We start from the raw sequence: 23,943 nt of genomic DNA, 5'->3' as shown, positions 1-23,943 counted from the left end.
TCACTCATCAACCGATACCCTTGGCCACTTCCGCGGCGACGTGTTCACGCATGAAGGCCCGGATGCGCGCCAGCATCGGCCCGTCGAACTCCGGCGGCGTCGGCTCCTTCTCGATGATCCAGGCGTAGAGGTATTGGTCCTCCTCGTTCAGGAGGTGCTCCAGCTGATCCAGTTCCTCGTCGCTCAGCGTCGGCCCGACCTGATCGACGAACGGCCCCAGCACCATGTCGGCTTCGCGGAAACCGCGTCGCCAGGCGCGATAGGAAATCCGACCGAGTCGTTGTTTCCGGGCGTCCTCTGGACGTGCATCAATATCGGCCACGCGGTTCCTTGCCCGGTCCGTTCATGTGAAGAGTTCGATCAGATAGCGTTCCCGTTCCGTTTTCGCCAGCTATGCTGAGGCTAATGCGGCCCGAGATTCTCTTTCCCCTGTTTGCGGACGTCTCCACCCTGAAGGGCGTGGGGCCTCGAAGCGCGCCTCTGGTGCACAAGCTGGCGGGTCCGCTGGTCCGCGACGTGCTGTTCCTGTCGCCGTCCGGCATCATCCAGCGCCGCCGCACGACCGCCGCCGCCGCCGTCGAGGGCGAGATCGGCGTCTTCGAGGTCCTGATCGACCGTCTGATCCCGCCGCACAAGATCGGCGCGCCGCTGAAGATGCGGGCGTCCGACGACACCGGCTTCGTCCACCTGATCTGGTTTGCAGGTTCGCCGCGCCACATCGAGAGCCTGGCACCGCGTGGCGAGCGGCGGCTGGTGACGGGCAAGGTCGAGCGCTTCAACAACGAGGTGCAGATCGCGCACCCCGACTACATCCTGCCGCTGGAAAAGGCGGACGAGATTCCCCTGTCCGAGCCTGTCTATCCGGCGACCCAGGGCCTGACCTCGCGCGTGGTGCGCAAGCTGGCGCAGGGCGCGCTGGCGGCGGCCCCGGAACTGGAGGAATGGCAGGACGCCGCCTGGCTGTCGGCGCGGCGCTGGCCCGGCTGGCGCGCGGCGCTGGAGGTGCTGCACGCCCCGACCTCGGAGATGGACCTGACGCCCGAGGCCCCGGCGCGTCAGCGCCTGGCCTATGACGAGCTGTTTGCCCACCAACTGGCGCTGGCCCGTCGTCGCCGCACCCGCCACGCCACGCCCGCCCCACGCATCACGGCAGGCGAGGCCTCGCAGCGGATGCTGGCCGCCCTGCCCTTCACCCTGACCGGCGCCCAGGCCCGCGCCATCGAGGAGATTCGCGCCGATCTGGCCTCGGGCGAGCAGATGGGGCGGCTGCTGCAGGGCGACGTGGGTTCGGGCAAGACCGCTGTCGCCGCCCTGGCTCTGGCCGATGCGGCTTCCAGCGGCTTCCAGTCGGCCCTGATGGCCCCGACCGAGATCCTGGCCCGCCAGCATTATCAGCGGCTGGCCCCGATGCTGGAGGAAGCCGGCGTCTCGACCATCCTGCTGACCGGCCGCGACACGCAGAGCGAGCGACGTCAGCGGCTGGCGGCCCTGGCCTCGGGCGAGGCCCAGGTCGCCATCGGCACTCACGCCCTGTTCCAGGACGCGGTCCAGTTCCATCGCCTGGCCCTGGCCGTCATCGACGAACAGCATCGTTTTGGCGTCAACGAACGCCAGCGGCTGCAGGCCAAGGGCGAAAACGGCGTCCACCTGCTGACCATGTCGGCCACCCCGATCCCGCGCACGCTGGAACTGACCCAGTACGGCGAACTGGAAGTCAGCCGCCTGATGGAGAAGCCGCCGGGCCGCACCCCGGTCGCCACCGCCGTCGTGCCACTGGTCCGCATCGGCGAAGTCGCCAAACGGTTGAAGGCGGCGATTGACAGCGGGGCTCAGGCCTACTGGATCTGTCCTCTGGTGGCCGAGTCAGAAGCCATCGATCTGGCCGCCGCCGAGGAGCGCGCCAACGACCTGCGCCGCATCCTGCAGGTCGAGGTCGGACTGGCCCACGGCCAGATGCCCGGCGCCGAGCGCGAAGCCGTGATGGCCGAGTTCGCCGAGGGCCGCATCCCGCTGCTGGTCGCCACCACGGTCGTCGAGGTCGGCGTCGACGTGCCCAACGCCTCGATCATGGTCATCGAACACGCCGACCGCTTCGGTCTGGCTCAGTTGCACCAACTGCGCGGACGCGTCGGACGCGGGGCCAAGTCCAGTTCCTGCATCCTGCTGTACGGCGGCCAGGACGGCGCGCTGGGCGAGACCGCGCGCGAGCGGCTCGAGACCCTGCGCCGCACCGAGGACGGCTTCGAGATCGCCGAGGAAGACTTCCGCCTGCGCGGCGGCGGCGACCCCCTGGGCCTGAAGCAGAGCGGCTTCCCCGTCTATCGCTTCGCCGACCCGATCAAGCACCGCTCGCTGATGCTGGCGGCGTCGGACGACGCGCGCCTGATCCTGGGCCGCGATCCCGACCTGACCAGCCCGCGCGGTCAGGCCGTGCGGGTGCTGGAATCCCTGTTCGACTGGCGCAACGACCGGCCGGGCGTGGACTAGAAGCCGACCATCCGCTTCACGGCCGCACGAACGCGGTCCCCAGCCATCTCGATGATCCGCCCCATTTCAGACGGGCGCCGGGCCGATCTTTTCGCTTCGGCCGGCGATGAATAGGCGCCTTCGCGACGCTGGGTGATGTCGGACACGTCGTCCGCCTGGATCGCCAGTTGCGGCTGGCACAGCTTGACCGAAAATCGCCGGCCGATCTCGCGGCGCATCCAGCGATCCACCGCGCGTTCGCGGGCGATCCAGCCCCAGACATTGGTCTCGTCGGGCAGCTGCGCGATCAACCAATCCCTTAGCGGCTCGTTGACCGCATAGGCATGGGTGTCGTGGCCGCCATGGATCGCCATGAGCCCGCCGACCGTATCCTCGACGCCGACCGGTTCGCGGCACCCGAGATACAGCAGGTCCCAGTCGGTCGAGGACAGGACGACGGGCAAGGCCTCGGCCGGTCCGGAGGGGATGGCGTCGTCCTCCATGACCAGAACGCGCCCCCAGCCCAGCCGATGCGCCTCCCTCAAGGCGCGGGCGTGCGACAGTGTGCAGCCCGCACGGCCCGCCCAGGTGCGGTCGCGCTTGCGGCCCCGGAACCACGGCTTCTGACCATATCCCGGCAGTTGCTGACCGTCCGAAGCCGACAGGCGAACCACCCGATCCCACGGCAGGATATCCCGCCAGGCCTCCTGGAACGCCGCCCAGCGGTCAGGGCGGCGGTCCAGGTTCACCACGATGACGCCGTCGACGCCCCATTCCGACTTCACGCCTTCAGGCCCCACGAGATCTTTCCCACGCAGCGGTACGATTCAGGACATCGGCCTCGATGTCCGCAAAGAACAGGTTGAAGGGCGGAATTTTGCGGCGATCCGCCCACGACCCGCGCGCTCGGAAGGATTCCGAGTTCAGCGGCGACCGCCACAGGATTCCATCGCGGCACTCCGCCGCCACGATGCGGCTCTGGAAGGCGGGCCGCGCGTCCCATTCCAGATTGGTCGCATTGGTCGCGCCACGGCTGTCGCGCATGGCCGAGGCCGATTGCTTCACCGATCCCGTCACCGGGTTGACGCAAGCGGTCGGCGCGCCGTCGGCGCCGACCAGGGCGCCGCGTTCGTCCCAGACAAGGGCTCGCCGCAGCACCCGGTTCGCCTCGGTGTCGTCGCCTTCTTCCACCGACTTCCAGGCCAGGACGCACCCCACCTGATCGCGGCTCTGACAGAGTTGAACGACCTCGAAACGTGTAGCGGGGATCAACCCCTCCATGAGGTAGGCCGCCGCAAGTCTCTGTTTTAGCTCAGCGCTCTTGACCACCCGATCATGAAGCAGCCGATCAACGAGATCCGCGCCCTGCTCCACCCCGACCAGGACGATCGGGCCGGTGGGGTGGGCCTGCAACCAGGCGCTGAAGGCCGCGTCAATATCCCGATAGGCGAACGCCCTAGCCTCACGCGCGTCTTCGCGCAGGGTCAGTCGCGTGTAGAGGCTGGCCTGACGATAGCGCGGCGCGCTGACGTCGCCGGCGCGGGCGAACGGCCCCGCGTAGTTGGGCAACACGCTGCGCCGCAAATCGGTCGCAGCGTCGCGATGATCGATCGGGCCGTTCCAGTCGCTGCCGCCTTCATAGGTCGTCGCGTGAACGAAGAAGACGTGAGCGACGCCCGCCCCCGGCGCGCGCGCATCGCGCAGGGCCCAGGCCGAGGCCAGCCCATAGTCGGGCGCGGGCGGCGGCTCATAGGTCTGGAACGGGACCTGAGGATCCAGCCCGGCCTTCAGGATATCTCCTCGCCAGACGGCCACTGCGGCCACCAGAATGAAGACCAGCGCAAAGCCCGTATAGCCGACCCATTGGCGCAAGGTCAGGCTGGGCGCCTTCATCGATAGGGGTCCGGCTGGGACAGGAAGTCCTGGACGTAACGGCGCACGCCTTCTTCCAGCGGGGTCGACTGGCCGCCGAAGCCGACCGCGCGGATGCGGTCCATGCTGGCCTCGGTGAAGTACTGATACCGGTCGCGGATCGTCTCGGGCATATCGACATAGGCGATCGACGGCTCCTTGCCCGCCGCCGCGAAGGTCGCCCGCGCCAGATCGGCGAAGGACCGCGCCTGACCCGACCCGGCGTTGAACACGCCCGACACGCCCGGCGTCTGCAGCAGCCACTCGATGATGTTCACCACATCGTCGACGTAGACGAAGTCGCGCAGCTGCCCGCCGTCGGGATAGTTGGGGTTGTGCGAGCGGAACAGGCTGACCGTCTCGCCCGCCTGCACCTTGGGCCAGATCTGGGCCACGACCGACTTCATCCCGCCCTTGTGACCCTCGTTGGGGCCATAGACGTTGAAGAATTTCAGCCCGGCCCACTGGCGCGGCGCCTGACCGCGATCGGCCTGACGCACCGCATACTGGTCGAACAGATATTTCGAATAACCATAGGCGTTTAGCGGTCGAAGCGCATTCAGGCTCTCAGGATCGTCGCGATCCTCGAAACCCGTCTCGCCGTCGCCGTAGGTCGCCGCCGAGGAGGCGTAGATCATCCGCACGTCGCGCAGCGCGCACCAGTCCCAGATGTCGCGCGACAGGCTGAAGTTGGTGCGCAGGATCAGGTCCGCGTCCGGCTCGGTCGTCGAGGAAATGGCGCCCATGTGCACCACGGCCTCGATCCGCTCGGCGTGGCGCTCCAGTTGTTCGAACAGTTCTTCCGGCGCCCACAGGTCGGCGATCGGATGCTTGGCGATGTTCTTCCACTTGGCGAGGTCGGCCGTCTCCAGCCGGTCGCAGACGACCACGTCCCAGGCCTCGCTCTCGCACAGGCGGGCGACGATGTTGGAGCCAATGAAGCCCGCGCCGCCCGTGACGACGATCATGCGAGGGATCATTCGGCAGCTCCGGTCGTCATCTTCTCGATCGTCTTGGTCGTGGAATAGCCGTCGGCGAAATCAGCCAGACGAACCACGCCGCCCCAGCTTTCGACCTCGGCGGCGCCGACCACCTTGTCCTTGGTGTAGTCCGCGCCCTTGATCAGGACATCGGGCCGCAGCCGCTCGATCAGAGCCATCGGCGTCGGATCGTCAAAGGCCGTCACCCGATCCACGCTGGCCAGACCGCCGATGACGGCGGCGCGGCTGTCCAGATCATTGACCGGCCGCCCCTCGCCCTTCAGACGACGCACCGAGGCGTCGGTGTTCAGCGCCACCACCAGCCGGTCGCACCAGCTGCGCGCCTGGGCCAGATAGGCGACGTGGCCGCGGTGCAGGATGTCGAAGCAGCCGTTGGTGAAGCCGACCTTCAGGCCCTGGCGCTTCCACGCCTCGACCTGATCCGACAGTTCGTCCAGCGGCGTGACCTTGGACTGGGCCAGGGCCGCATGCTGGCTCATCTCGGCCTCGATCAGTTCGGCAGGCGTCACGACCGCCGTGCCGCTCTTGCCGACCACCACGCCCGAGGCGAGGATGGCGAACTGCACCGCTGTCTCCAACGACGCGCCCGCGCCGAGCGCCAGACCCAACGCCGCCAGCGAGGTGTCGCCGGCGCCGGACACGTCATAGACCTCGCGCGCCCGACCGGGGAAATGCACGACGGCCCCGTCGCGGCGCGCCAGGGTCATGCCCTTCCCCGCGCGGGTGACGACGACCGCCTTGGCCGTCGTCGCGGCCAGCAGGGCCGCCAGCGCCGCCTCGACCTCGGCGTCCGTATCGACCGGCAGGCCGGTGGCCCCGGCCAGTTCGCTGGCGTTCGGCTTGATCAGGTCGACCGCGCCATAGCGGGCGAAGTCGCGCCCTTTGGGGTCCACGATGACCGGCGCGCCGTATTCGCGACCGGCCCACAGCGCCGCCTCGATCAGGGCGTCGTCCACCACCCCCTTGGCGTAGTCCGACAACAGGATGGACTTGGCGCCCTTGAACACGGACTTGTCGCCATAGGCGCCGGTGGCGGGCTGTTCGTCGTCCAGACGCAGAAGTTGCTGACCGGCGGCGACAAAGCGCGTCTTGACGATGGTGGCCGCGCCCTCAGGGCGGACCAGGGCGTCCTCGACCCGGACCTCTGCGGCGATCAGATCGGTCAGTTCGGCGCCCGCGGCATCCTGACCCGCCACAGCGCCCAGCCGGGCATGACCGCCCAGGGCCGCGACGTTGCGCGCCACATTGCCCACGCCGCCGGGCATGGCCACGGTGCGGCGCGCGCGCAGGACGGGGATCGGGGCCTCGGGCGAGATGCGGCTGACCTCGCCATAGACATAGCGATCCAGCATCAGGTCGCCCACGCAGGCGACCTTCAGCTCATGCACCTGCGCCAGCAACCCTTGCAGCGCGCCCAAATCCAGTGATCGTTCAGCCATGCCGCCGAACTACCGGATTCAGGCCAGGTTCGCCATCGGCGCCTTGGCGCCAACCTTGATGGCCAGGTCGTCGAAAGCGATCAGTTCGGCGGCCAGGGCTTCGAACTGGTCCAGCGGCACCATGTTGGGGCCGTCCGACGGCGCGTTGTCGGGGTCTTCGTGCGTCTCCAGGAAGACCGCGTCCACGCCCACGGCCACGGCGGCGCGTGCCAGCACCGGCACAAACTCACGCTGCCCGCCCGAGGACGTGCCCTGCCCGCCCGGCTGCTGCACGCTGTGGGTCGCGTCGAAGACGACCGGGCAGCCGATCTCGCGCATGATCGGCAGGGACCGCATATCGCTGACCAGAGTGTTGTAGCCGAAGCTGGCCCCGCGCTCGCAGGCCATGACGTTGGGGTTGCCCGCGCCGACCACCTTGGCGATGACGTTCTTCATGTCCCAGGGGGCCAGGAACTGACCCTTCTTGATGTTGATCGCCTTGCCGGTGGCGGCGGCGGCCAGCAGCAGGTCGGTCTGGCGCGACAGGAAGGCCGGAATCTGCAGCACGTCGACGGCCTCAGCCACGCCTTCGCACTGCGCCTCGGAGTGGACGTCCGTCAGGGTCGGCAGGCCGGTGACTTCGCGAATTTCAGCAAAGATCGGCAGGGCTTCCTTCAGGCCGATGCCGCGCGCGGCAGTGGCGCTGGTGCGGTTCGCCTTGTCGAAGCTGGTCTTGTAGATGATGCCGACGTCCAGCCGGTCGCCGATTTCCTTCAGCCGATGCGCCGTTTCCAGCGCGTGCTGGCGGCTTTCCATCTGGCAGGGACCGGCGATGAAGACGATACGACGGCCGCCGCCGATCACGACGGGCTTCTTGAGACCTGCAGACAGTTCGATGACGGCGTTGGGACGGTTCACGGCGGCGCTTTCGGCTGTTTGAATCGATATGTTCGCGGGCCTATGCCGCGACTTTGCGTCCGACAGGTGGCGTCGGACCCTCGGCTGCGCAACCTACAGGGCGACTCACCGCCTGACCACAGGCCCGCAGAGCCCTGCATACCGCGCAATGTGATAGTCTGCTCCTATGACCCCCTTTTCGCCGCTGGCCTCACCTCTGATCTCAACCGCGGAACTAGAGACCCGCCTTGACGATCCGACCCTCCGCATAGTTGACGGCAGTTGGCATTTGGACGGGCGAGACGGACGGCCCGATTTCGAAGCGAGCCGCCTGCCCGGCGCCGTCTTCTTCGACCTTGAGGCCAGTTCCGATCAGGGCTCCAGCCTTCCCCACATGATGCCTGGCGCAGCAGCCTTCGCCGCCCGCATGGGAGCCCTGGGGCTAGCCGAGACCGACCATATCGTGGTGTACGACACCATGGGAATTCGCTCCGCGCCAAGGGTGTGGTGGATGTTGCGCTCGATGGGGGCGACGCATGTTCAGGTGCTGGACGGGGGTCTGCCGAAATGGCGGTCCGAAGGCCGGCCGCTGGCACAGACACCCTCCACGCCAGCGACGCCGGCGCAGTTCCAGCCTCAACTCGATGCCGCAGCCGTGGTCGATCTGGATCAAGTGCGACAGGCCTTGAATGAGCCGATTCAAGTGCTCGACGCGCGCGCCGCCCCGCGTTTTCGCGGCGAGGCCCCAGAGCCACGCGCGGGTCTGCGGTCCGGCCATATGCCGGGCGCGATCAACCTGCCTTTCGGCCAGGTGCTGAATGCTGATGGAACGATGAAGCGAGGGTCCGCGCTAGAAGGCGCCTTCCGCGACGCCGGGCTTGATCTTGACCGCCCTGTCATCACCAGTTGCGGGTCCGGCGTGACCGCCGCCATCCTCAGCCTGGGCCTGGCCGAACTGGGTCGGTCCTCGCGGCTTTATGACGGCTCATGGGCGGAATGGGGCGCGCGCGAGGACGCGCCCGTTGCGGTCGGGTAGTCCTTTCAGGCGGTCGCGACCGTCACCGGCGCCGTCGCGTCCGTGTCTTCCTCGCCGCGCGACACCACGGTCGCCACGACCAGATCGCCGGTCACGTTCAGCGTGGTGCGGCACATGTCCAGGAAGCGGTCGACGCCCAGGATCAGACCTATGCCTTCCGGCGGCACGCCCACCATGGCCAGGATCATGGCGATGACCGGCAGAGACCCCGCCGGCACGCCCGCCGTGCCGACCCCGCCCAGAATACAGACCAGCATGACCACGAACTGCTGACCCAGGCTCAGATCCACGCCGAAGAACTGGGCCAGGAACAGCACTGTCACCCCCTCGAACAGGGCCGTGCCGTTCTGGTTGGCCGTGGCCCCGACGGTCAGGACAAAGCGGGCGATCTTGCGCGGCAGGCCCAGGTTCTGTTCGGCGATGCGCAGCGATACCGGCAGGGTGGCGTTGGACGAAGCGGTCGAGAAGGCCACCACCATGGCCTCGCGGATGCCTCGGAAGAACTTCAGCGGCGACATCCCTCCGAGCGTTGCGACGCAGATCGGATAGACGACGAACATATGGATCGCCATCGCCCCCACGGCCACGCCGACATAGGCCGCCAACCGCACCAGCAGCTCCCAGCCGAACAGGGCCGCCAGGTTGAACATCAGACAGGCGATGGCCACGGGCGCTATCCGGATGACGATGTTGATCAGCTTCATCATCACCTCGAACAGACCTTCGATGGCCTGTTGCAGCCGCTCCGTCGCCGGGCTTCGGGTCATCACCAGGCCGACACCGAAGAAGAGGGCGAAGACCATGACCGGCAGGATCTGGTTCTCGGCGGCGGCGGTGAAAACATTGGTCGGCACCAGGTCGAGGAAGAATTCCCCCGCCTTCACCGATTCAGGCGCGCTGCCGACGATGGAGGCGGCGCCGCCGCGACCCTGCTCCAGCAGTTGCTGGGCCAGGGCGGGATCGACCCCGTCGCCGGGCCGGAAGATATTGACCATGGCCAAGCCGATCAGGACCGCGATGGCGGAGATGAAGACGGTGAAGACCAGGCTCTTGGTCCCTGCCCTTCCCAGGGTCTTCAGGTCGCCCATTTCGGCCACGCCGATCACCAGGGCCGAGAACAGCAGCGGCAGCACCAGCATGAACAGCAGACGCAGGAATATCTGCCCGACCGGCCCCGTGATGCTGGCGGTCAGCCACTGAACCCAGGGCGCATCGCTGCCGATGGTCAGATTGACGATCAACCCTCCGCCCAGCCCCACGAGGAAGCCGATCAGCATCAGCGTATGGAGAGGAAGGCCGCGTTTTCTCGCCGGATCCATACGCCCTCCAATCTCCGCTCGACGACGGACTACCGGATCGGCAGGCCGTAGATCAGACCACTGGGCCGGGCGCTCCATTGCGCGTTCAGCCCTCTGGCCAAGTTTAGCGTCGATTGCTGGCCAAGGTTCCGCTCGAAGACCTCGCCATAGTTGCCGCCCGCCGCGATGGCGTCGCGCGCCCAGGTGCGAGGCAGGCCCAGCGACGGCCCGAACTCGCCCTCGATCCCCAACAGGCGGCGGATGCGCGGTTCCTGGCTGTCGCGAGCCAAAGCGGCGACATTGGCCCTGGTGACTCCCAACTCCTCGCCCAGGATCAGGGCGTTCAGCGTCCAGCGGATCACCGCCGTCCACTGGTCATCGCCGCGCCGCACGACTGGCCCCAACGGCTCCTTGGAGATCACGTCGGGCAGGATGGCGTGCTGCTGAGGATTGGCCAGCGTCGTCCGCGCCGCCGCCAGGGCCGAGATGTCGGCGGTGAAGGCGTCGCATTCCTCGCGCGCATAGGCCTGACGGGCTTCCTCCTCGGTCTTGACCACGACGGGGCGGTATTCGATCCCGCGCGTGCGGAAATAGTCCTCTACGTTCAGTTCGGTGGTCGAGCCCGACTGGACGCAGATTCGCGCCCCGTTCAGCTCGGACGCGCTGCTCAGATTCAAGGCGCGGCGCACCAGGAAACCCTGGCCGTCGTAATAGTTGACCCCGGCGAAGCTCAGGTCGCCGCCGGTGTCGCGGCTCATGGTCCAGGACGTATTGCGCCACAACACGTCGACGCGCCCGTCGCGCAGGGCGTCGAACCTCAGTTCGGCGGTCAGGGGCACGAAGCGCACCGCGTCCGGGTCGCCGAAGATCGCCGCCGCCGTGGCCCGACAGAAATCGACGTCAAAGCCCCGCCAGGCGCCGCGATTGTCGGTGAAGGCGAAGCCGACCAGCCCCTGATTGACCCCGCAGTTCAGGTGACCACGTTGCTTGATCGCCGCCAAAGTGGGGCTGGCGACGTCCGCCGGCATGGCGGTCGTGGTCGGTCGCGAGGTCGGCGTCGTCTCGGTGTGATCGGTCTTGGCCCGGCGCTCGCAGGCGCCCGTCGCCAGCAACAGCGCCAGCGATATTCCCGTCACGATCCTCGCCGCCCGCATTCCGTCACCCTCGCCAGCTTGCGCCCCCGGCTTCTTTAGAGCCCTCTAGGCCCGGAACCGCAACCCGCCGGAGCTCTCATGCCTCGCCTTTCCGACCGCACTCGCCTGATCGCTTCCGCCACGCGACGCGGCCAGGGGCGGCGGCCGGTCAATCCGTCGGTCGAGCGCGCCTCCACCATGCTCAGCGACGACCCGGCCTCGATGCAGGATTCGACGCCGGGGCCGGTCTATGGCCTGGATGGGACCAGCGCCGCCCGCGAACTGCGCGCCGCCCTGGCCGATCTGGAGGGGGCGAGCGACGCCTTCCTGGTCCCGTCGGGCCTCGCCGCCGTGACCGTCCCCCTGCTGGCCCTGTTGCGTCCGGGTGACGAGGTGGTGGCCAGCGACGCCGTCTATGGCCCGACCCGCCGCTTCCTGACCCGCCACATGGCCGCGCGAGGGATCGCCACGCATTTCCATCCGGCGGGCGCCACGACGTCGGACATCCTGTCGCTGTGCGGCGAACAGACCCGTCTGCTGCTGATCGAATCCCCGTCGTCCCTGACGTTCGAGATCGTCGACGTTCCCGCCCTGGCCGAGGCCTGCAAGGCGCGCGGCGTGCTGACGGTGATGGACAACACCTGGGCGGCGGGCCTGGCCTTCCGCCCGCTGGATCACGGCGTCGACGTCAGCGTCCAGGCCGTGACCAAGTACGCCGCCGGCCATTCCGACCTGCTGATGGGCGCCGTCGCGGTTCAGGACGCTGAGGTCGCCCGCGCCGTCCTGCACACCATCGAGGACATGGGCTGGCACGTCTCGCCCGACGACGCCTGGCTGGCCCTGCGCGGCCTGCGGACCCTGCCGCTGCGCTACAACGAGGCGCTCAAGTCCGCGCTTCAGGTCGCCGAATGGCTCCAAGCCCGGCCAGAGGTCGAGCGCGTCCTGTTCCCGCCCCTGCCCGGCTCGGTCGGCCACGACCTGTGGCGGCGCGACTATTCCGGCGGCGCGGCCCTGATGGGCGTCGTCATGAAGGGCGGCGACAAGGCGGCGGCCCACGCCCTGATGCGGGCGCTGACCCTGTTCGGCATGGGCTATTCCTGGGGCGGCTTCGAAAGCCTGATCACCCACGAAACCCCGCAACTGGCCTACCGCCAGCACGCCCCAGCCCTGTCGGGTCAGCTTCTGCGTCTGCATATCGGGCTGGAAGACCCGGCGGACCTGATTGCCGATCTGAAGAACGGACTGGCGGCTTTCGTCCCGTAGCGGGCCTTAATGGGTCGAAGCTGCCCTGCTTCTGAAAGCGAGACCAGGCGGGGGTGGATCGCCATACTGGTTCCACTTTGCTTGCCCCTTCAGGCATCCGAGCCAAACCATTGTTGCTGCTATCATCAAGGTTATCGTGCCCATCACGATGACAGCCTGTTCGGGAGGCAATGTAACGGCCCAGAAGACACCGATCACCTCTATGGCGACAGGGAGAAACACCCATCGCCCGGACCACCCCATGTCATGCATTCTTGGGATACAAACGAGGACGAGAAGGAACTCGGAGATCGTGGATTTGAACCCCAGAAGCCGGGCAGCGATGAGCATCGCAGCGATGATTGCAATTCCGGTCCAGTAAGTGGCCCTGTTGAATCGCCCTTTTAAGAACTGCAACGATCACCCTCCCAATGTGAAATATGGTACCGTCAAGCCCGCTCCCCCTAGGCGGACACACAGACGTTCCGCTTTGAGGCCGCAGGCAGCAGGAATTGTCGAGAAAATGGCGCGCCCTGCAGGACTCGAACCTGCAACATCCCGCTTAGAAGGCGGGTGCTCTATCCGGTTGAGCTAAGGGCGCCGGAGCCGAAACCGCGCTTCCTTGGACTCAGTGCGTCCAGGACTGCTTGCGGTTGGTGGCGAAGTTGTCGGCGTAGGCCTTGAGGATCAGCGGTGCGTCCTGCGGCTCGTGCAGGCGGAAGGCGATGCCGTGCCGTTCGGCGTATTCGACCGCCTCTTCCTTGGTCTCGAAGCTCAGGCGGACCTGGCCGTTCATGTCGTTGGAGCTGGTCCAGCCGGTCAGTGGGTCCTGGGTGCGCGCCGAGGCCGGTTCGAACTCCAGCCGCCAGTCGTTGGTCTTGGCCTTGCCCGACTGCATCGCGGTCTTGGCCGGGCGATAGATGCGAGCGAGCATGGGCGGGAATCCTTCGGCGACGTGTCTTGCCGGGTCCATAACCCGACGTCGCCGCCCGGTCCAGCGTCCGGGCCTATAAGCTTCAGGCGGCGAGCGTGGTCGAACCGGCGTCGATCCAGCGGCGCGCGGCGCGCTGGGCCTCGGCGATCTCGTCGTGCTCCATCTCCTGGCTCATCTCGCGGCGATAGACGCGCGCCTCGACCGAGCCCTTCATGGCCGCCAGGTTGAAGATCATGTGGGCCGAGACCCGGTCTATGGGGCAGCCGTCCAGTCCGGCCGAGTAGGCCAGTCCCAGTCGGAACAGGGCGTCACCGTCCATGTCGACGGTCGGCAGCGGCAGGGCCGCGGTTTCGATAGCCTCAGGCGCGGTTTCGTGCGCGGTCATAGCCAGTCCTCCGGGCGTTGGTCATTCTGACCCTGCCTTTCGAGCCTCATTCAAATACCGCCGGTTTGAAATTAGAGTTAACGGCCAACCGGCGCTTCAATTTTCGCGGCTAAGCTCGCGGCTGAAACCTGACGCGACCGTTCAGGACGGGTTCATGCGTCGGGCCCGACCTTGGCCTCCTGTTTCAACGGGCCGTCCGCAGCTTCCCCCGGCGCCCAGAGTATGGAGGCATCCGATGAACCGCCTGACCAAGGCCGCCGTCGTCGCCCTGGCGCTGGCCACCACGGCCGCCCCGCTGGCCGCCCAGGCCCAGAGCCGCGAGGACTATCGCGAATGGCGCCAGGAGCGCCGCGAGGACCGCCGCGATCGTCGCGATGATCACCGTGAATGGCGCGAGGACCGCCGCGAAGACCGTCGTGACTGGCGCGAGGATCGGCGGGACGACCGCCGCGACTATCGCCATGATCGCCGCCATGATCGCTGGGACCGCAACAATCGCGACTGGTGGCGCGGCCGACCCGAGTTCCGCGACTATCGCGGCGCCCGCAACGGCTACTGGTATGCGCCCGGCCGCGGCTATTATCGCGTCGAGCCGCGCTACCATGACTATCGCTGGCGCCAGGGCGGCTATCTGCCGTCGGCCTATCGCGGCTACTACGTCGACGATCCCTATTATTACGGCCTGCGCCCCGCGCCGCGCGGCTATCGCTATGTCCACGCCAACAACGACATCCTGTTGATCGCGGTCGCCAGCGGCCTGATCGCCAGCGTGCTGCACGACATCTACTAGGTCTTGTGCATCGCCTTCAGAAAGCCCCGCAGAGCTTGGCTTTGCGGGGCTTTTTCATGGAAACCTGCAAGTCTCCATCGACCGATGTTCAGCCGCGGTTCATGGCGACGGGATCAGATTTGCGATCAAGCCGCCATTCTCGGCGTGCGAGGAACACGACCATGAAACGTTCCCTGATGGTGTTCACGGCCATCGCCGGCTTTGTCCTCCCGGCCGTCGCCCCCATGGCGGCGCTGGCTCAGGATCAGCAGGCGCAAGAGGTGCAGGAAGACGCCCCGCGCGCGTCACGCGCACAAAGGCGGGCCGAGAGCGGCGATCAATCCGTGTCGCCGCAACAGCGCGCGCATGAACCCCGTGCTTCCCGTCCCGAACGACCCCAGTGGTCGGGCGGGGAAGGTCGCCCCAACCGGCCGGATCGGCCTGAGCGTCCCAACCGCCCGGACCGTCCTGATGCTCCTGAACAGAACAGGCCTGACCGACCGGGAGCCCCGGATCGTCCGAACCGCCCCGATCGGCCCGGACGCCCTGATCGACCTGACCGTCCGGACTGGGATCGCCCCGAGCGGCCAGGCTCGCAGCAACCGAACCGCCCGAACCGGCCGGATTGGAACAGGCCTGACCGCCCTGATCGGCCCGACCGCCCCAACCGTCCGGATCGGCCGAACTGGAACCAGGACCGCGACTATCGCGACTTCCACAACCGCTGGAACCGCGACCAGTGGCGGCGTGACTGGAACCAGCGGCACCGCGGCGACTGGTGGCGCCACGACCGGCGCTTCCGGGGCTGGAACGGCGTGCGGCTCGGCTTCTATTTCGCGCCGGGCTACGGCTACTACAGCGTGCCGCGCAGCTATTGGAACCGTCAGTACTACGTCGGCCAGTACCTGCCGGACATCTTCTGGCGTTATCAGGTCAACGACTGGCGGACCTATGGCCTCGGCTACCCGCCTCCGGGGACCCGCTGGGTCTATGTCGACAACACCATCTATCTGATCGACGAGTACGACGGCTACATCATCGAAGTCGTCCGAGACGCCTGGAACTAGTAGCCGGCGTCGAAACGAAAGAGGCCCCGGAGAGCGATCTCCGGGGCCTTTCTTGTGGTCCGCGGTCAAAAGGCTCCGCCTTTTCGACCCGACGCGGCCTGGCGCTTCGCGCTCGCTCATGCAGCGAGCGACCGCATCGCGAGCGTTAGCCCACGGGGGTATGGGGGCCGAAGCCCCCAGGAAGAACGCTCAGATCAAAGCCCAAGCTTTGATTTGAGGATGTCGTTGACGGCAGCCGGGTTGGCCTTGCCGCCCGTGGCCTTCATGACCTGACCGACGAACCAGCCGAGGGCCTGGGGCTTCTCGGCAACGGCGGCGGCCTTGTCCGGGTTGGCGGCGATGATGTCGTCGACCGCCTGCTCGATGGCGCCGGTGTCGGTCACCTGCTTCAAACCGTGCTTCTCAACGACCTCGGCGGGCGAGCCTTCGCCGTTCCAGACGTAGTCGAAGACTTCCTTGGCGATCTTGGACGAGATGACGTTAGTCTCGATCAGTTCGACCAACTGGGCCACGTGCGCGGCCGGCAGCGGGTTCTCGCTGAAGTCCTTGCCGTCCGCGGCCAGACGCGCCGAGACCTCGTTGGTGACCCAGTTGGACACCAGCTTGGCGTCGCGGCCCTTGGCGGCGGCCTCGAAGTAGTCGGCCTTGGCCTGTTCCGAGATCAGCACCACGGCGTCGTACTGCGACAGGCCGTAGTCCGCCATCAGGCGACGGCGCTTCTCGTCCGGAAGCTCCGGCAGATCGGCCTTGATCGCGTCGATCCAGGCCTGCTCGATCTCGAGCGGCAGCAGGTCGGGGTCGGGGAAGTAGCGATAGTCCATCGCCTCTTCCTTGGAGCGCATCGAGCGCGTCTCGCCCGCCGTCGGATCATACAGGCGGGTTTCCTGAACGATCGAACCGCCGTCCTCGAGGATCTCGATCTGGCGGCGCGCCTCGTAATTGATCGCCTGAGAAATGAAGCGGAAGCTGTTGACGTTCTTGATCTCGCAGCGCGTGCCCAGGAAGCCGAAGTCGCCCGTTTCCTTGAACTTGTCGTAGTTGCCGACGCGGCAGACCGAGACGTTGACGTCGGCGCGCAGGTTGCCCTTCTCCATGTCGCCGTCGCAGGTGCCGAGATAGATCAGGATGGTCCGGATCTTCTTGACGTAGGCGACCGCCTGTTCCGGCGAACGGATGTCGGGACGCGAGACGATCTCCATCAGCGCCGTGCCGGCCCGGTTCAGGTCGACATAGGACTCGGTTGGCGACAGGTCGTGGATCAGCTTGCCCGCGTCCTGCTCCAGGTGCAGGCGCTCGATGCCGACGTTGAAGAAGCTGCCGTCCTCGGCCTCGACCTCGACCACGCCCTCGCCCACGATCGGGTGATACAGCTGGCTGATCTGATAGCCGGTCGGCAGGTCGGGATAGAAGTAGTTCTTGCGGTCGAACTGGCTCCGCAGATTGATCTGCGCCTTCAGGCCCAGACCCGACTTCACCGCCTGCTCGACGCAGTGCTTGTTCAGGGTCGGCAGCATGCCGGGGAAGCCGGCGTCGACCAGCGACACCTGCTCGTTCGGCCCCGCGCCGAAGCCCACGGCCGCGCCCGAGAACAACTTGGCGTTCGACGCCACCTGGGCGTGGATTTCCAGCCCCATGACGATTTCCCAGTCGCCGGTGCGACCTTTGATCAGTTTGGACGTGTGAGCCTCAGTCATCTCTATCTCTTGTCCTTCCCTCGATGAGAGGGAGAAAGCTCGGTCGCCCAAGCATCGTAGGAGCGCCACAACCCGACGATGGCGATCAGCAGAGCTGGCAAAGCAAGCCAGAGAGCCGATTCAACGCCGAACACGCGTCGGCTGCTTTCAACTTCGTCTATCTCAATGCTGTGTTGCACAGGAAAGACCAACTCGTTTCCGAGTCCCCAAACCAAAAGCAGCGCTCCGAAAGCGATCAACAGCCAGTTTCGAAGAACCAGCCGCCAATCAGTCACCACCACTTCTCCGGCTTAGCCACGAAGCCGGCGGAGTCTTCCAGCGCAGCCGCGACCTGGAAGACGGTCGCCTCATCAAGGGCCTTGCCGATGACCTGAAGGCCCAGCGGCAGACCGTCGCTGCTCAGGCCGGCGGGCACCGAGATGCCCGGCAGACCGGCCAGGTTGGTCGTCACCGTGAAGACGTCGTTCAGGTACATGGTCAGCGGGTCGATCTGCTTGTCGCCCAGCTTGAACGCCGCCGTCGGGGTCGACGGGGTCAGGATGGCGTCCACCTTGCCCCAGACGTTGTCGAAGTCCTCGGCGATACGGCGACGCACCTTCAGCGCCTTGACGTAGTAGGCGTCATAGAAGCCCGCCGACAGCACATAGGTGCCGATGGTCAGGCGGCGCTGGACCTCCTTGCCGAAGCCCTCGGCGCGCGAAGCGGCGTAGAGATCGTCCAGCGACGAGAAGTCCTCGGCGCGGTGACCGAAGCGCATGCCGTCATAACGGGCCAGGTTCGACGACGCCTCGGCCGGGGCCACGATGTAATAGGCCGGCAGGGCGTATTTGGTGTGCGGCAGGCTGATCTCGACGATCTCGCAACCGGCGGCCTTCAGCCAGGCCACGCCCTGCTCCCACAGCGCCTTGATCTCTTCGGACATGCCGTCGATCAGGTATTCCGCCGGAACGCCGATGCGCAGGCCCTTGACCGACTGGCCGACCGATTGCGTCCAGTCCGGGGTCGGGATGTCGAGGCTGGTCGAATCCTTGGCGTCGAACGAGCACATGGACTTCAGCAGGATGGCGGCGTCTGTCACCGTCTTGGTGATCGGGCCGGCCTGATCCAGCGAGGAAGCGAAGGCCACCATGCCGAAGCGGCTGGCGCGGCCATAGGTGGGCTTGATGCCAACCGTGCCGGTGAAGGCGGCGGGCTGGCGGATCGAGCCGCCGGTGTCCGAGGCCGTCGCGGCCAGGCACAGATCCGAGGCCACAGCCGAGGCGGACCCGCCCGACGAACCGCCCGGCGTCAGTTCGGCGTCCGAACCCTTGGCCTTCCACGGGTTCTTCACCGGACCGAAGGCCGAGGTCTCGTTGGCCGAGCCCATGGCGAACTCGTCCATGTTGAGCTTGCCCAGCATGACCGCGCCGTCGCGCCACAGATTGGCGGTGACGGTCGATTCATATGGCGGCACAAAGCCGCGCAGCATGTTGGAGCCGGCGGTCGTCTGCACGCCCTCGGTGCAGAACAGGTCCTTGATGCCCAGCGGCGCGCCTTCCAGCGCGCCAGCCGTCCCGGCGGCGATGCGGGCGTCAGACGCGCGCGCCTGTTCCAGCGCCTTGTCCGCCGTCACCTCGACATAGGCGTTCAGCGCCGGGTTGGAGGCCTCGATGTTGCTCAGGAAGGCGCGGGTCAGCTCTTCCGACGAGAAGGTCTTGGCCTTCAGGCCGTCGACGGCGTCTTTGAGCGTAAGTTTGGTCAGATCGGTCATGGCTTAATCGACCACCTTGGGCACGACGAAGAAGCCGTCAGCCGACTTCGGGGCGTTCGACAGGACCGCGTCCACCTTGCCGCCGTCGGTGACGACGTCTTCGCGCAGGCGCAGCGGTTGGGCGACGTTGGAGGTCATCGGCTCGACACCCTGCACGTCGACCTCGTTCAGCTGCTCGATCCAGTTCAGGATGCCGTTCAGCTCCTGGGCCAGCGGCTCCAGGCGGTCCTCGGGGGTCTTGATGCGGGCGAGGTGGGCGACACGCCTCACCGTCGCGGCGTCGATAGCCATGGAAATCTCCGAAATTCATCCGGCCCGGGCGCAAGGGAGTCGCCCAGACTGACTCTTGTCGTGGGTTAACCGCCCGATGCGGCTTCGACAAGCGTTCCGCATTGCAATATGGGGAGGCCGTGCCCGTATTCGACCTGACCGACCTGCCCGCCGCCTGCCCGCCCGACACCCCGTGGATCGGGCTGGATTTGGGCGAGAACACCATCGGCGTGGCGGTGTCCGACACCAGCCGCATGATCGCCAGTCCGCTACAGCTGATCCGCAAGACGAAATTCACCCAGGACGCCGAGCAGTTGATCAAGCTGATGAACGGCCGCAACGTCTCGGCCCTGATCATCGGCCTGCCGTTGAACATGGACGGCACCGAGGGGCCGCGCGCTCAGTCCTGCCGCGCCTTCGCCCGCAATCTGGAGCGCCTGCGCCCGGTCAACGTCGCCTTCCAGGACGAGCGTCTGTCGACCACGGCGGTCGAGCGCTTCCTGATCGAAGAACTGGACCTGACCCGCAAACGCCGCGCCGACGTGGTGGACCGCACCGCCGCCGCCTGGATTCTGCAGGGCGCGCTGGACCGACTGCGCGCCTGACCTTCCCCTCGGAGAGAGTCGGGCTTATAGCGGCGTCTCGATGACCCATGCCGCTTCCGTCACCGAAACCATCGAGGAACGGCTGCTGCCGTTCCCTCGCGATCACTTCCTCGCCGCTGGCGATCTGAACCCGCCCGCCGCTCTGGCGCTGCTGGATCTCGCCGACGCCTTCGTCGATTTCAATCGACAGTCGGCCAAGGGCATCGACCTGATGCGCGGCCAGACGGTCGTGAACCTCTTCTTCGAGAACTCGACCCGCACCAGCTCCTCGTTCGAGATCGCCGCCAAGCGCCTGGGCGCCGACGTGGTGACCATGCCGGTCTCGGCCTCCTCGGTCGCCAAGGGCGAGACCCTGATCGACACGGCGGTGACGCTGAACGCGATGAAGCCCGAGATCCTGGTGGTCCGCCACTCGTCGTCGGGCGCCGTGGACCTGCTGTCGCAAAAGGTCGGCTGCGCCGTCGTCAACGCCGGCGACGGTCGTCATGAACACCCGACCCAGGCCCTGCTTGACCTGCTGTCCTTACGCCGCGCCTTCGGCGACGTCGGCGGTCTGACCGTGGCCATCTGCGGCGACATCGCCCACAGCCGCGTGGCCCGTTCCAACGTCGCCCTGCTGTCGATGATGGGCGCGCGCGTGCGCCTGATCGGTCCGCCGACCCTGGTGCCGGGCGACGCCGACCGCTGGGGCTGCGAGGTCTTCCACGACATGAAGGAAGGCCTGGCCGGCTGCGATGTGGTCATGATGCTGCGTCTTCAGCTGGAACGCATGACCGGCGCCCTGATCCCCTCGACCCGCGAGTATTTCCGTTTCTGGGGTCTGGACCGCGAGAAGCTGGCCTGGGCCTCCCCCAACGCCAAGGTCATGCACCCGGGCCCGATGAACCGGGGCGTCGAGATCGACTCCGACGTGGCCGACGACCTCAGCGTCTCCTTGATCCAGGATCAGGTCGAGATGGGCGTCGCCGCCCGCATGGCCGTTCTGGCCGCCCTCGCCCACCGCCGCGCCGGAGCCGCCGCATGACCGCCGCTCCGAACACGCTCGCCATCGTCAACGCCCGCCTGCTGGACCCCGCGACCGACTATGACGGCCCCGGCGCGATCCTGATCCAGGACGGCCGCATCGTCGAGGTCGTCCACGGTCAGGCGACCCAGCGTCCCGAAGGCGTCACCGTCATCGACGCGCAAGGCCGCTGCCTGGCCCCCGGCCTGATCGACATTCGCGTCAAGACCGGCGAGCCGGGCAACGAGCCCAAGGAGACGCTCAAGTCAGCCAGCCTCTCGGCGGCGGCGGGCGGCGTCACCACGATCGTGGTCCAGCCCGACACCGACCCGGCCATCGACGATCCCGCCCTGATCGACCACATCCAGCGGCGCGGTGCGGCGCTCGAACTGGTCAACGTCCGTGCGGCGGGCGCCGCAACGCAAGGCCGCGATGGTCAGCGCATGGCCGAGATCGGCCTGATGCACGAAGCGGGCGCCCTCTATTTCACCGACGGCGACCGGGTCATCGTCAACACCCGCACCCTGCAAAGGGCGATGAGCTACGCCGCCGCCTTCAACGCCCTGATCGCCTGCCGCCCGGCCGAGCCCTGGCTGTCGGAGGGCGCCGTCGCCACCTCGGGCGAACTGGCGACGCGCCTCGGCCTGTCCGGCGCCCCCGCCATCGCCGAGCGCATCCAGCTGGAGCGCGACCTGGCCCTGGTCGAACAGACCGGCGCCCGCTTCCTGGTCGATCAGATCTCGACCGAGGGCGCGCTGCAAACCCTGGCGAGAGCCCGCGCGCGTGGGCTCGAGGTCTCGGCCTCGGTGTCGATCAACCACCTCTGCTTCAACGAGATCGACATCGGCGACTACCGGACCTTCTATCGGCTGGACCCGCCGCTGCGCGCCGAGAGCGATCGTCAGGCCCTGGTCGAGGCCGTTCGCGACGGCCTGATCGACGCCATCACCTCGGCCCACGCCCCCGAGCCCGCCGAGAACAAGCGCCGCCCCTTCGCCGAGGCCGCGCCCGGCGCCGTGGGGCTGGAGACCCTGCTGCCCGCCGCCCTGATGCTGCATCATGAGCATGGGCTGGACCTGCTGGACGTGCTGCGTCCGCTGACACAGGGCCCCGCCGGCCTTCTGGGTCTGGACGCTGGCGTTCTGGCCCAGGGCGCGCCCGCCGACCTCGTCCTGTTCGACGCAGATGCTCCGGTTGTGGTCGATGCGGCCACGCTTCGCTCCAAATCGAAGAATTCGCCCTTTGACGGCCGTCGTCTGCAAGGGAAGGTCTTGCTCACGGTCGTCGGGGGACGCATCGTCCACGACGCACGCTAAACGGGAGCGAATCACTTGCAGGATCTGGCGGCGCCGGCGCTTTTGACGCTCGGGCTTGTGGCTATCGGCGGATACCTGCTCGGCTCGATTCCGTTCGGGGTCATCCTGACGCGCGCCGCGGGCGCCGGGGACGTTCGCAAGATCGGCTCGGGCAATATCGGCGCGACCAACGTCCTGCGGACCGGCCGCAAGGATCTGGCCATCGCCACCCTGATCCTCGACGCCGGCAAGGGCGCGGTCGCCCTGCTGATCGCGCGACACCTGTTCGGCGGCGAAGCCGCGGGCGCCATCGCCGGCGGCGCGGCCTTCATGGGGCACCTCTTTCCCGTCTGGCTGGGCTTCAAGGGTGGAAAAGGGGTCGCGACCTTCTTCGGCCTGATCCTGGCCGCCTGCTGGCCCTTGGGCCTGATGGCGGCGGCGACCTGGCTGATCGTGGCCTTCGCCCTGCGCTATTCCTCGCTGGCGGCCCTGATCGCGGCGGCGGCGGCCCCGCTCTACGCCCTGCTGCCTCTGCCAATGCTGGGCCTGCCCGCCCCCGCGCCCATTCTGATCCTGGCCGTCTTCACCGCCGTCCTGATCTATATCCGCCATCACGAAAACATCGGCCGGCTGCTGAAAGGCGCTGAGCCCAAGATCGGGGCCAAAAAGGCTTGAGCCCGCTTTCCGACGCCGAGCGTTTCGCCCGGCTTCGGCTGGCCCGCACCGACCGCGTCGACCCCGTGGCCTTTTCCCAACTGCTGCAACGCTTCGGCTCGGCCGCCCGCGCTATCGAGGCCCTGCCTGATCTGGTGCGTCGCAGCGGCCGCGACGGCTACGCCCTGCCCGCCGTCGAGCGCGTCGAAGCCGAACTGGCGGCGGGCGAGCGCATCGGCGCGCGGCTGATCCTGCTGGGCGACGCCGCCTATCCCGACATGCTGGCCGCCGTCGATCCGCCGCCGCCCCTGCTGTGGACGCGCGGCGACGCCAGTCTGTTGTCGCGTCCCTGCGTCGGCGTGGTCGGCGCCCGCATCGCCTCGGCGGGCGGCCAGCGCATCGCGCGCGGCCTGTCGCAACAGTTGGGCGAAGCGGGCCACGTCGTCATCTCGGGTCTGGCGCGCGGCATCGACGCGGCCGCCCACCAAGGCGCCCTGCCGACCGGCACAGTCGCGGTCCTCGGCGGCGGCGTGGACGACGTCTATCCCTCCGACAACGCCGACCTCTATCGCCAGATCGCCGAACAGGGCTGCATCGTCTCGGAAAGCCCCGTCGGCGCCCGCGCCCAGGCCCGCGACTTCCCCCGTCGCAACCGCATCATCTCGGGCCTGTCGCGCGGGGTGATCGTGGTCGAGGCGGAAATCCGCTCGGGCTCCCTGATCACCGCCCGTCTGGCCAATGAACAGGGGCGCGACGTCTTCGCCGTGCCGGGTTCGCCGCTGGACCCGCGCTCCAAAGGCCCCAACGAACTGCTACGTCAGGGCGCCATCCTGTGCGAGGGACTTGAGGACGTGGAGCGCGCCTTCAGCACTCTGCGGACCCTGCGCGAGCCGCCGGCTGATTCGCCCTTCAACGGCGCGCCGGACGATCTGGACGAAGTCCTCATCGAACAGGTCGCGGCCCTGCTGTCCCCCACGCCCGCGCCGCGCGACGAACTGGCCCGAGCGCTGGCCCTGCCGATTGGCGTCGTCGCCGCCGCCCTGCTGGAGTTGAGCCTTTCCGGTCGAGCGACGCTCTTGCCCGGAGGCCTGGCCTCCGCCTGACGGCAGCTACAG

25 protein-coding genes and 1 tRNA gene are annotated in these 23,943 nt (G+C 67.5%); 10 read left to right on the top strand and 16 right to left on the bottom strand.

Translation table 11 applies throughout. The features are described from left to right. Positions 1–7 precede the first annotated feature (7 nt). Entirely contained in the window at positions 8–322 is a 315-nt protein-coding gene (locus ACREEF_RS05870; RefSeq protein ID WP_431564663.1) for a succinate dehydrogenase assembly factor 2, read from the bottom strand. A gap of 83 nt (positions 323–405) precedes the next feature. Between ACREEF_RS05870 and recG the strand changes: the two genes are divergently transcribed. Then, positions 406–2,487, top strand: coding sequence for an ATP-dependent DNA helicase RecG (recG, locus tag ACREEF_RS05865; protein WP_431564662.1), 2,082 nt, complete (start codon positions 406–408; stop codon positions 2,485–2,487). Here recG and ACREEF_RS05860 read toward each other — a convergent pair. Genes ACREEF_RS05860 through kdsA form a run of 5 tightly spaced genes read right to left on the bottom strand, consistent with a single transcriptional unit; the run spans position 2,484 to position 7,714 of the window. Next, a complete protein-coding gene (locus tag ACREEF_RS05860) occupies positions 2,484–3,266 on the bottom strand; it encodes a hypothetical protein (protein WP_431564661.1) in 783 nt (260 codons plus the stop codon). The two genes, recG and ACREEF_RS05860, sit on opposite strands and share 4 nt — an antisense overlap. Continuing rightward, positions 3,256–4,359 carry a DUF3089 domain-containing protein gene (locus ACREEF_RS05855; protein ID WP_431564660.1) on the bottom strand — a complete coding sequence of 368 codons (1,104 nt, stop codon included), beginning with the start codon at positions 4,357–4,359 and terminating at the stop codon, positions 3,256–3,258. The genes ACREEF_RS05860 and ACREEF_RS05855 overlap by 11 nt, the downstream gene beginning before the upstream one ends. Beyond that, positions 4,356–5,357 carry an ADP-glyceromanno-heptose 6-epimerase gene (rfaD, locus tag ACREEF_RS05850; RefSeq protein WP_431564659.1) on the bottom strand — a complete coding sequence of 334 codons (1,002 nt, stop codon included), beginning with the start codon at positions 5,355–5,357 and terminating at the stop codon, positions 4,356–4,358. The genes ACREEF_RS05855 and rfaD overlap by 4 nt, the downstream gene beginning before the upstream one ends. Further along, positions 5,354–6,817, bottom strand: a complete 1,464-nt coding sequence (gene rfaE2 / locus ACREEF_RS05845; RefSeq protein WP_431564658.1) for a D-glycero-beta-D-manno-heptose 1-phosphate adenylyltransferase — start codon at positions 6,815–6,817, stop codon at positions 5,354–5,356. The genes rfaD and rfaE2 overlap by 4 nt, the downstream gene beginning before the upstream one ends. Positions 6,818–6,835: 18 nt before the next feature. After that, on the bottom strand, positions 6,836–7,714 hold the full coding sequence (gene kdsA / locus ACREEF_RS05840; protein WP_431564657.1) for a 3-deoxy-8-phosphooctulonate synthase: 879 nt from the start codon (positions 7,712–7,714) through the stop codon (positions 6,836–6,838). Positions 7,715–7,880: 166 nt separating this feature from the next. On the opposite strand from kdsA, the gene sseA reads away from it, so the two are divergent. Then, positions 7,881–8,729: a 3-mercaptopyruvate sulfurtransferase gene (sseA, locus tag ACREEF_RS05835; protein WP_431564656.1), complete on the top strand. Its 849-nt coding sequence runs from the start codon at positions 7,881–7,883 to the stop codon at positions 8,727–8,729. Positions 8,730–8,734: 5 nt separating this feature from the next. Here sseA and ACREEF_RS05830 read toward each other — a convergent pair whose 3' ends face one another. Both ACREEF_RS05830 and ACREEF_RS05825 read right to left on the bottom strand, forming a co-directional pair. Beyond that, positions 8,735–10,048 carry a dicarboxylate/amino acid:cation symporter gene (locus ACREEF_RS05830; RefSeq protein ID WP_431564655.1) on the bottom strand — a complete coding sequence of 438 codons (1,314 nt, stop codon included), beginning with the start codon at positions 10,046–10,048 and terminating at the stop codon, positions 8,735–8,737. A 29-nt stretch (positions 10,049–10,077) separates the two neighbouring features. Continuing rightward, the gene (locus ACREEF_RS05825) at positions 10,078–11,163 is read right to left on the bottom strand and encodes an amino acid ABC transporter substrate-binding protein (protein WP_431564654.1); all 1,086 of its coding nucleotides are present in this window, start codon (positions 11,161–11,163) and stop codon (positions 10,078–10,080) included. Positions 11,164–11,259: 96 nt separating this feature from the next. On the opposite strand from ACREEF_RS05825, the gene metC reads away from it, so the two are divergent. Continuing rightward, positions 11,260–12,423, top strand: coding sequence for a cystathionine beta-lyase (gene metC, locus ACREEF_RS05820; protein ID WP_431564653.1), 1,164 nt, complete (start codon positions 11,260–11,262; stop codon positions 12,421–12,423). Positions 12,424–12,429: 6 nt separating this feature from the next. On the opposite strand, the gene ACREEF_RS05815 is transcribed toward metC, so the two are convergent. The 4 genes from ACREEF_RS05815 to ACREEF_RS05800 form a co-directional block, all read right to left on the bottom strand. Beyond that, positions 12,430–12,753, bottom strand: coding sequence for a DUF805 domain-containing protein (locus ACREEF_RS05815; RefSeq protein WP_431564669.1), 324 nt, complete (start codon positions 12,751–12,753; stop codon positions 12,430–12,432). Between the two features lie 173 nt (positions 12,754–12,926). Further along, positions 12,927–13,003 (bottom strand) — tRNA-Arg (locus tag ACREEF_RS05810). Positions 13,004–13,030: 27 nt separating this feature from the next. Continuing rightward, positions 13,031–13,336, bottom strand: a complete 306-nt coding sequence (locus ACREEF_RS05805; RefSeq protein ID WP_431564652.1) for an ETC complex I subunit — start codon at positions 13,334–13,336, stop codon at positions 13,031–13,033. Between the two features lie 82 nt (positions 13,337–13,418). Continuing rightward, positions 13,419–13,721, bottom strand: a complete 303-nt coding sequence (locus ACREEF_RS05800) for a sel1 repeat family protein (protein ID WP_431564651.1) — start codon at positions 13,719–13,721, stop codon at positions 13,419–13,421. Positions 13,722–13,956: 235 nt separating this feature from the next. Between ACREEF_RS05800 and ACREEF_RS05795 the strand changes: the two genes are divergently transcribed. Next, complete coding sequence (locus ACREEF_RS05795) at positions 13,957–14,511, top strand: RcnB family protein (RefSeq protein WP_431564650.1); 555 nt, start codon at positions 13,957–13,959, stop codon at positions 14,509–14,511. Between the two features lie 161 nt (positions 14,512–14,672). Next, positions 14,673–15,557 (top strand): RcnB family protein, encoded by an 885-nt coding sequence (locus tag ACREEF_RS05790; RefSeq protein WP_431564649.1) that lies wholly within the window; start codon positions 14,673–14,675, stop codon positions 15,555–15,557. A 194-nt stretch (positions 15,558–15,751) separates the two neighbouring features. Here ACREEF_RS05790 and gatB read toward each other — a convergent pair whose 3' ends face one another. The 4 genes from gatB to gatC are packed head-to-tail and all read right to left on the bottom strand — an operon-like array spanning position 15,752 to position 19,292. Continuing rightward, positions 15,752–17,251, bottom strand: a complete 1,500-nt coding sequence (gene gatB / locus ACREEF_RS05785; protein ID WP_431564648.1) for an Asp-tRNA(Asn)/Glu-tRNA(Gln) amidotransferase subunit GatB — start codon at positions 17,249–17,251, stop codon at positions 15,752–15,754. A gap of 2 nt (positions 17,252–17,253) precedes the next feature. Next, positions 17,254–17,529: a hypothetical protein gene (locus ACREEF_RS05780; RefSeq protein ID WP_431564647.1), complete on the bottom strand. Its 276-nt coding sequence runs from the start codon at positions 17,527–17,529 to the stop codon at positions 17,254–17,256. Continuing rightward, positions 17,523–19,001 carry an Asp-tRNA(Asn)/Glu-tRNA(Gln) amidotransferase subunit GatA gene (gene gatA, locus ACREEF_RS05775; RefSeq protein WP_431564646.1) on the bottom strand — a complete coding sequence of 493 codons (1,479 nt, stop codon included), beginning with the start codon at positions 18,999–19,001 and terminating at the stop codon, positions 17,523–17,525. The genes ACREEF_RS05780 and gatA overlap by 7 nt, the downstream gene beginning before the upstream one ends. Positions 19,002–19,004: 3 nt before the next feature. Further along, positions 19,005–19,292, bottom strand: a complete 288-nt coding sequence (gene gatC, locus ACREEF_RS05770; RefSeq protein WP_431564645.1) for an Asp-tRNA(Asn)/Glu-tRNA(Gln) amidotransferase subunit GatC — start codon at positions 19,290–19,292, stop codon at positions 19,005–19,007. A gap of 119 nt (positions 19,293–19,411) precedes the next feature. Here gatC and ruvX point away from each other — a divergent pair, with 119 nt between their 5' ends. Genes ruvX through dprA form a run of 5 tightly spaced genes read left to right on the top strand, consistent with a single transcriptional unit; the run spans position 19,412 to position 23,931 of the window. Beyond that, positions 19,412–19,876 carry a Holliday junction resolvase RuvX gene (ruvX, locus tag ACREEF_RS05765; RefSeq protein WP_431564644.1) on the top strand — a complete coding sequence of 155 codons (465 nt, stop codon included), beginning with the start codon at positions 19,412–19,414 and terminating at the stop codon, positions 19,874–19,876. 40 nt (positions 19,877–19,916) lie between these two features. After that, positions 19,917–20,900 (top strand): aspartate carbamoyltransferase catalytic subunit, encoded by a 984-nt coding sequence (locus ACREEF_RS05760; RefSeq protein WP_431564643.1) that lies wholly within the window; start codon positions 19,917–19,919, stop codon positions 20,898–20,900. Beyond that, positions 20,897–22,195: a dihydroorotase gene (gene pyrC, locus ACREEF_RS05755; RefSeq protein WP_431564642.1), complete on the top strand. Its 1,299-nt coding sequence runs from the start codon at positions 20,897–20,899 to the stop codon at positions 22,193–22,195. The genes ACREEF_RS05760 and pyrC overlap by 4 nt, the downstream gene beginning before the upstream one ends. Positions 22,196–22,210: 15 nt before the next feature. Continuing rightward, positions 22,211–22,849 (top strand): glycerol-3-phosphate 1-O-acyltransferase PlsY, encoded by a 639-nt coding sequence (gene plsY / locus ACREEF_RS05750; RefSeq protein ID WP_431564641.1) that lies wholly within the window; start codon positions 22,211–22,213, stop codon positions 22,847–22,849. After that, positions 22,846–23,931: a DNA-processing protein DprA gene (gene dprA / locus ACREEF_RS05745; RefSeq protein ID WP_431564640.1), complete on the top strand. Its 1,086-nt coding sequence runs from the start codon at positions 22,846–22,848 to the stop codon at positions 23,929–23,931. The genes plsY and dprA overlap by 4 nt, the downstream gene beginning before the upstream one ends. The last annotated feature ends 12 nt before the right edge of the window (positions 23,932–23,943 follow it).

The sequence above is a fragment of the Brevundimonas sp. genome, from assembly GCF_050729455.1.
Taxonomy (GTDB): domain Bacteria; phylum Pseudomonadota; class Alphaproteobacteria; order Caulobacterales; family Caulobacteraceae; genus Brevundimonas.
This window is presented reverse-complemented; position numbering and strand designations above follow the sequence as displayed.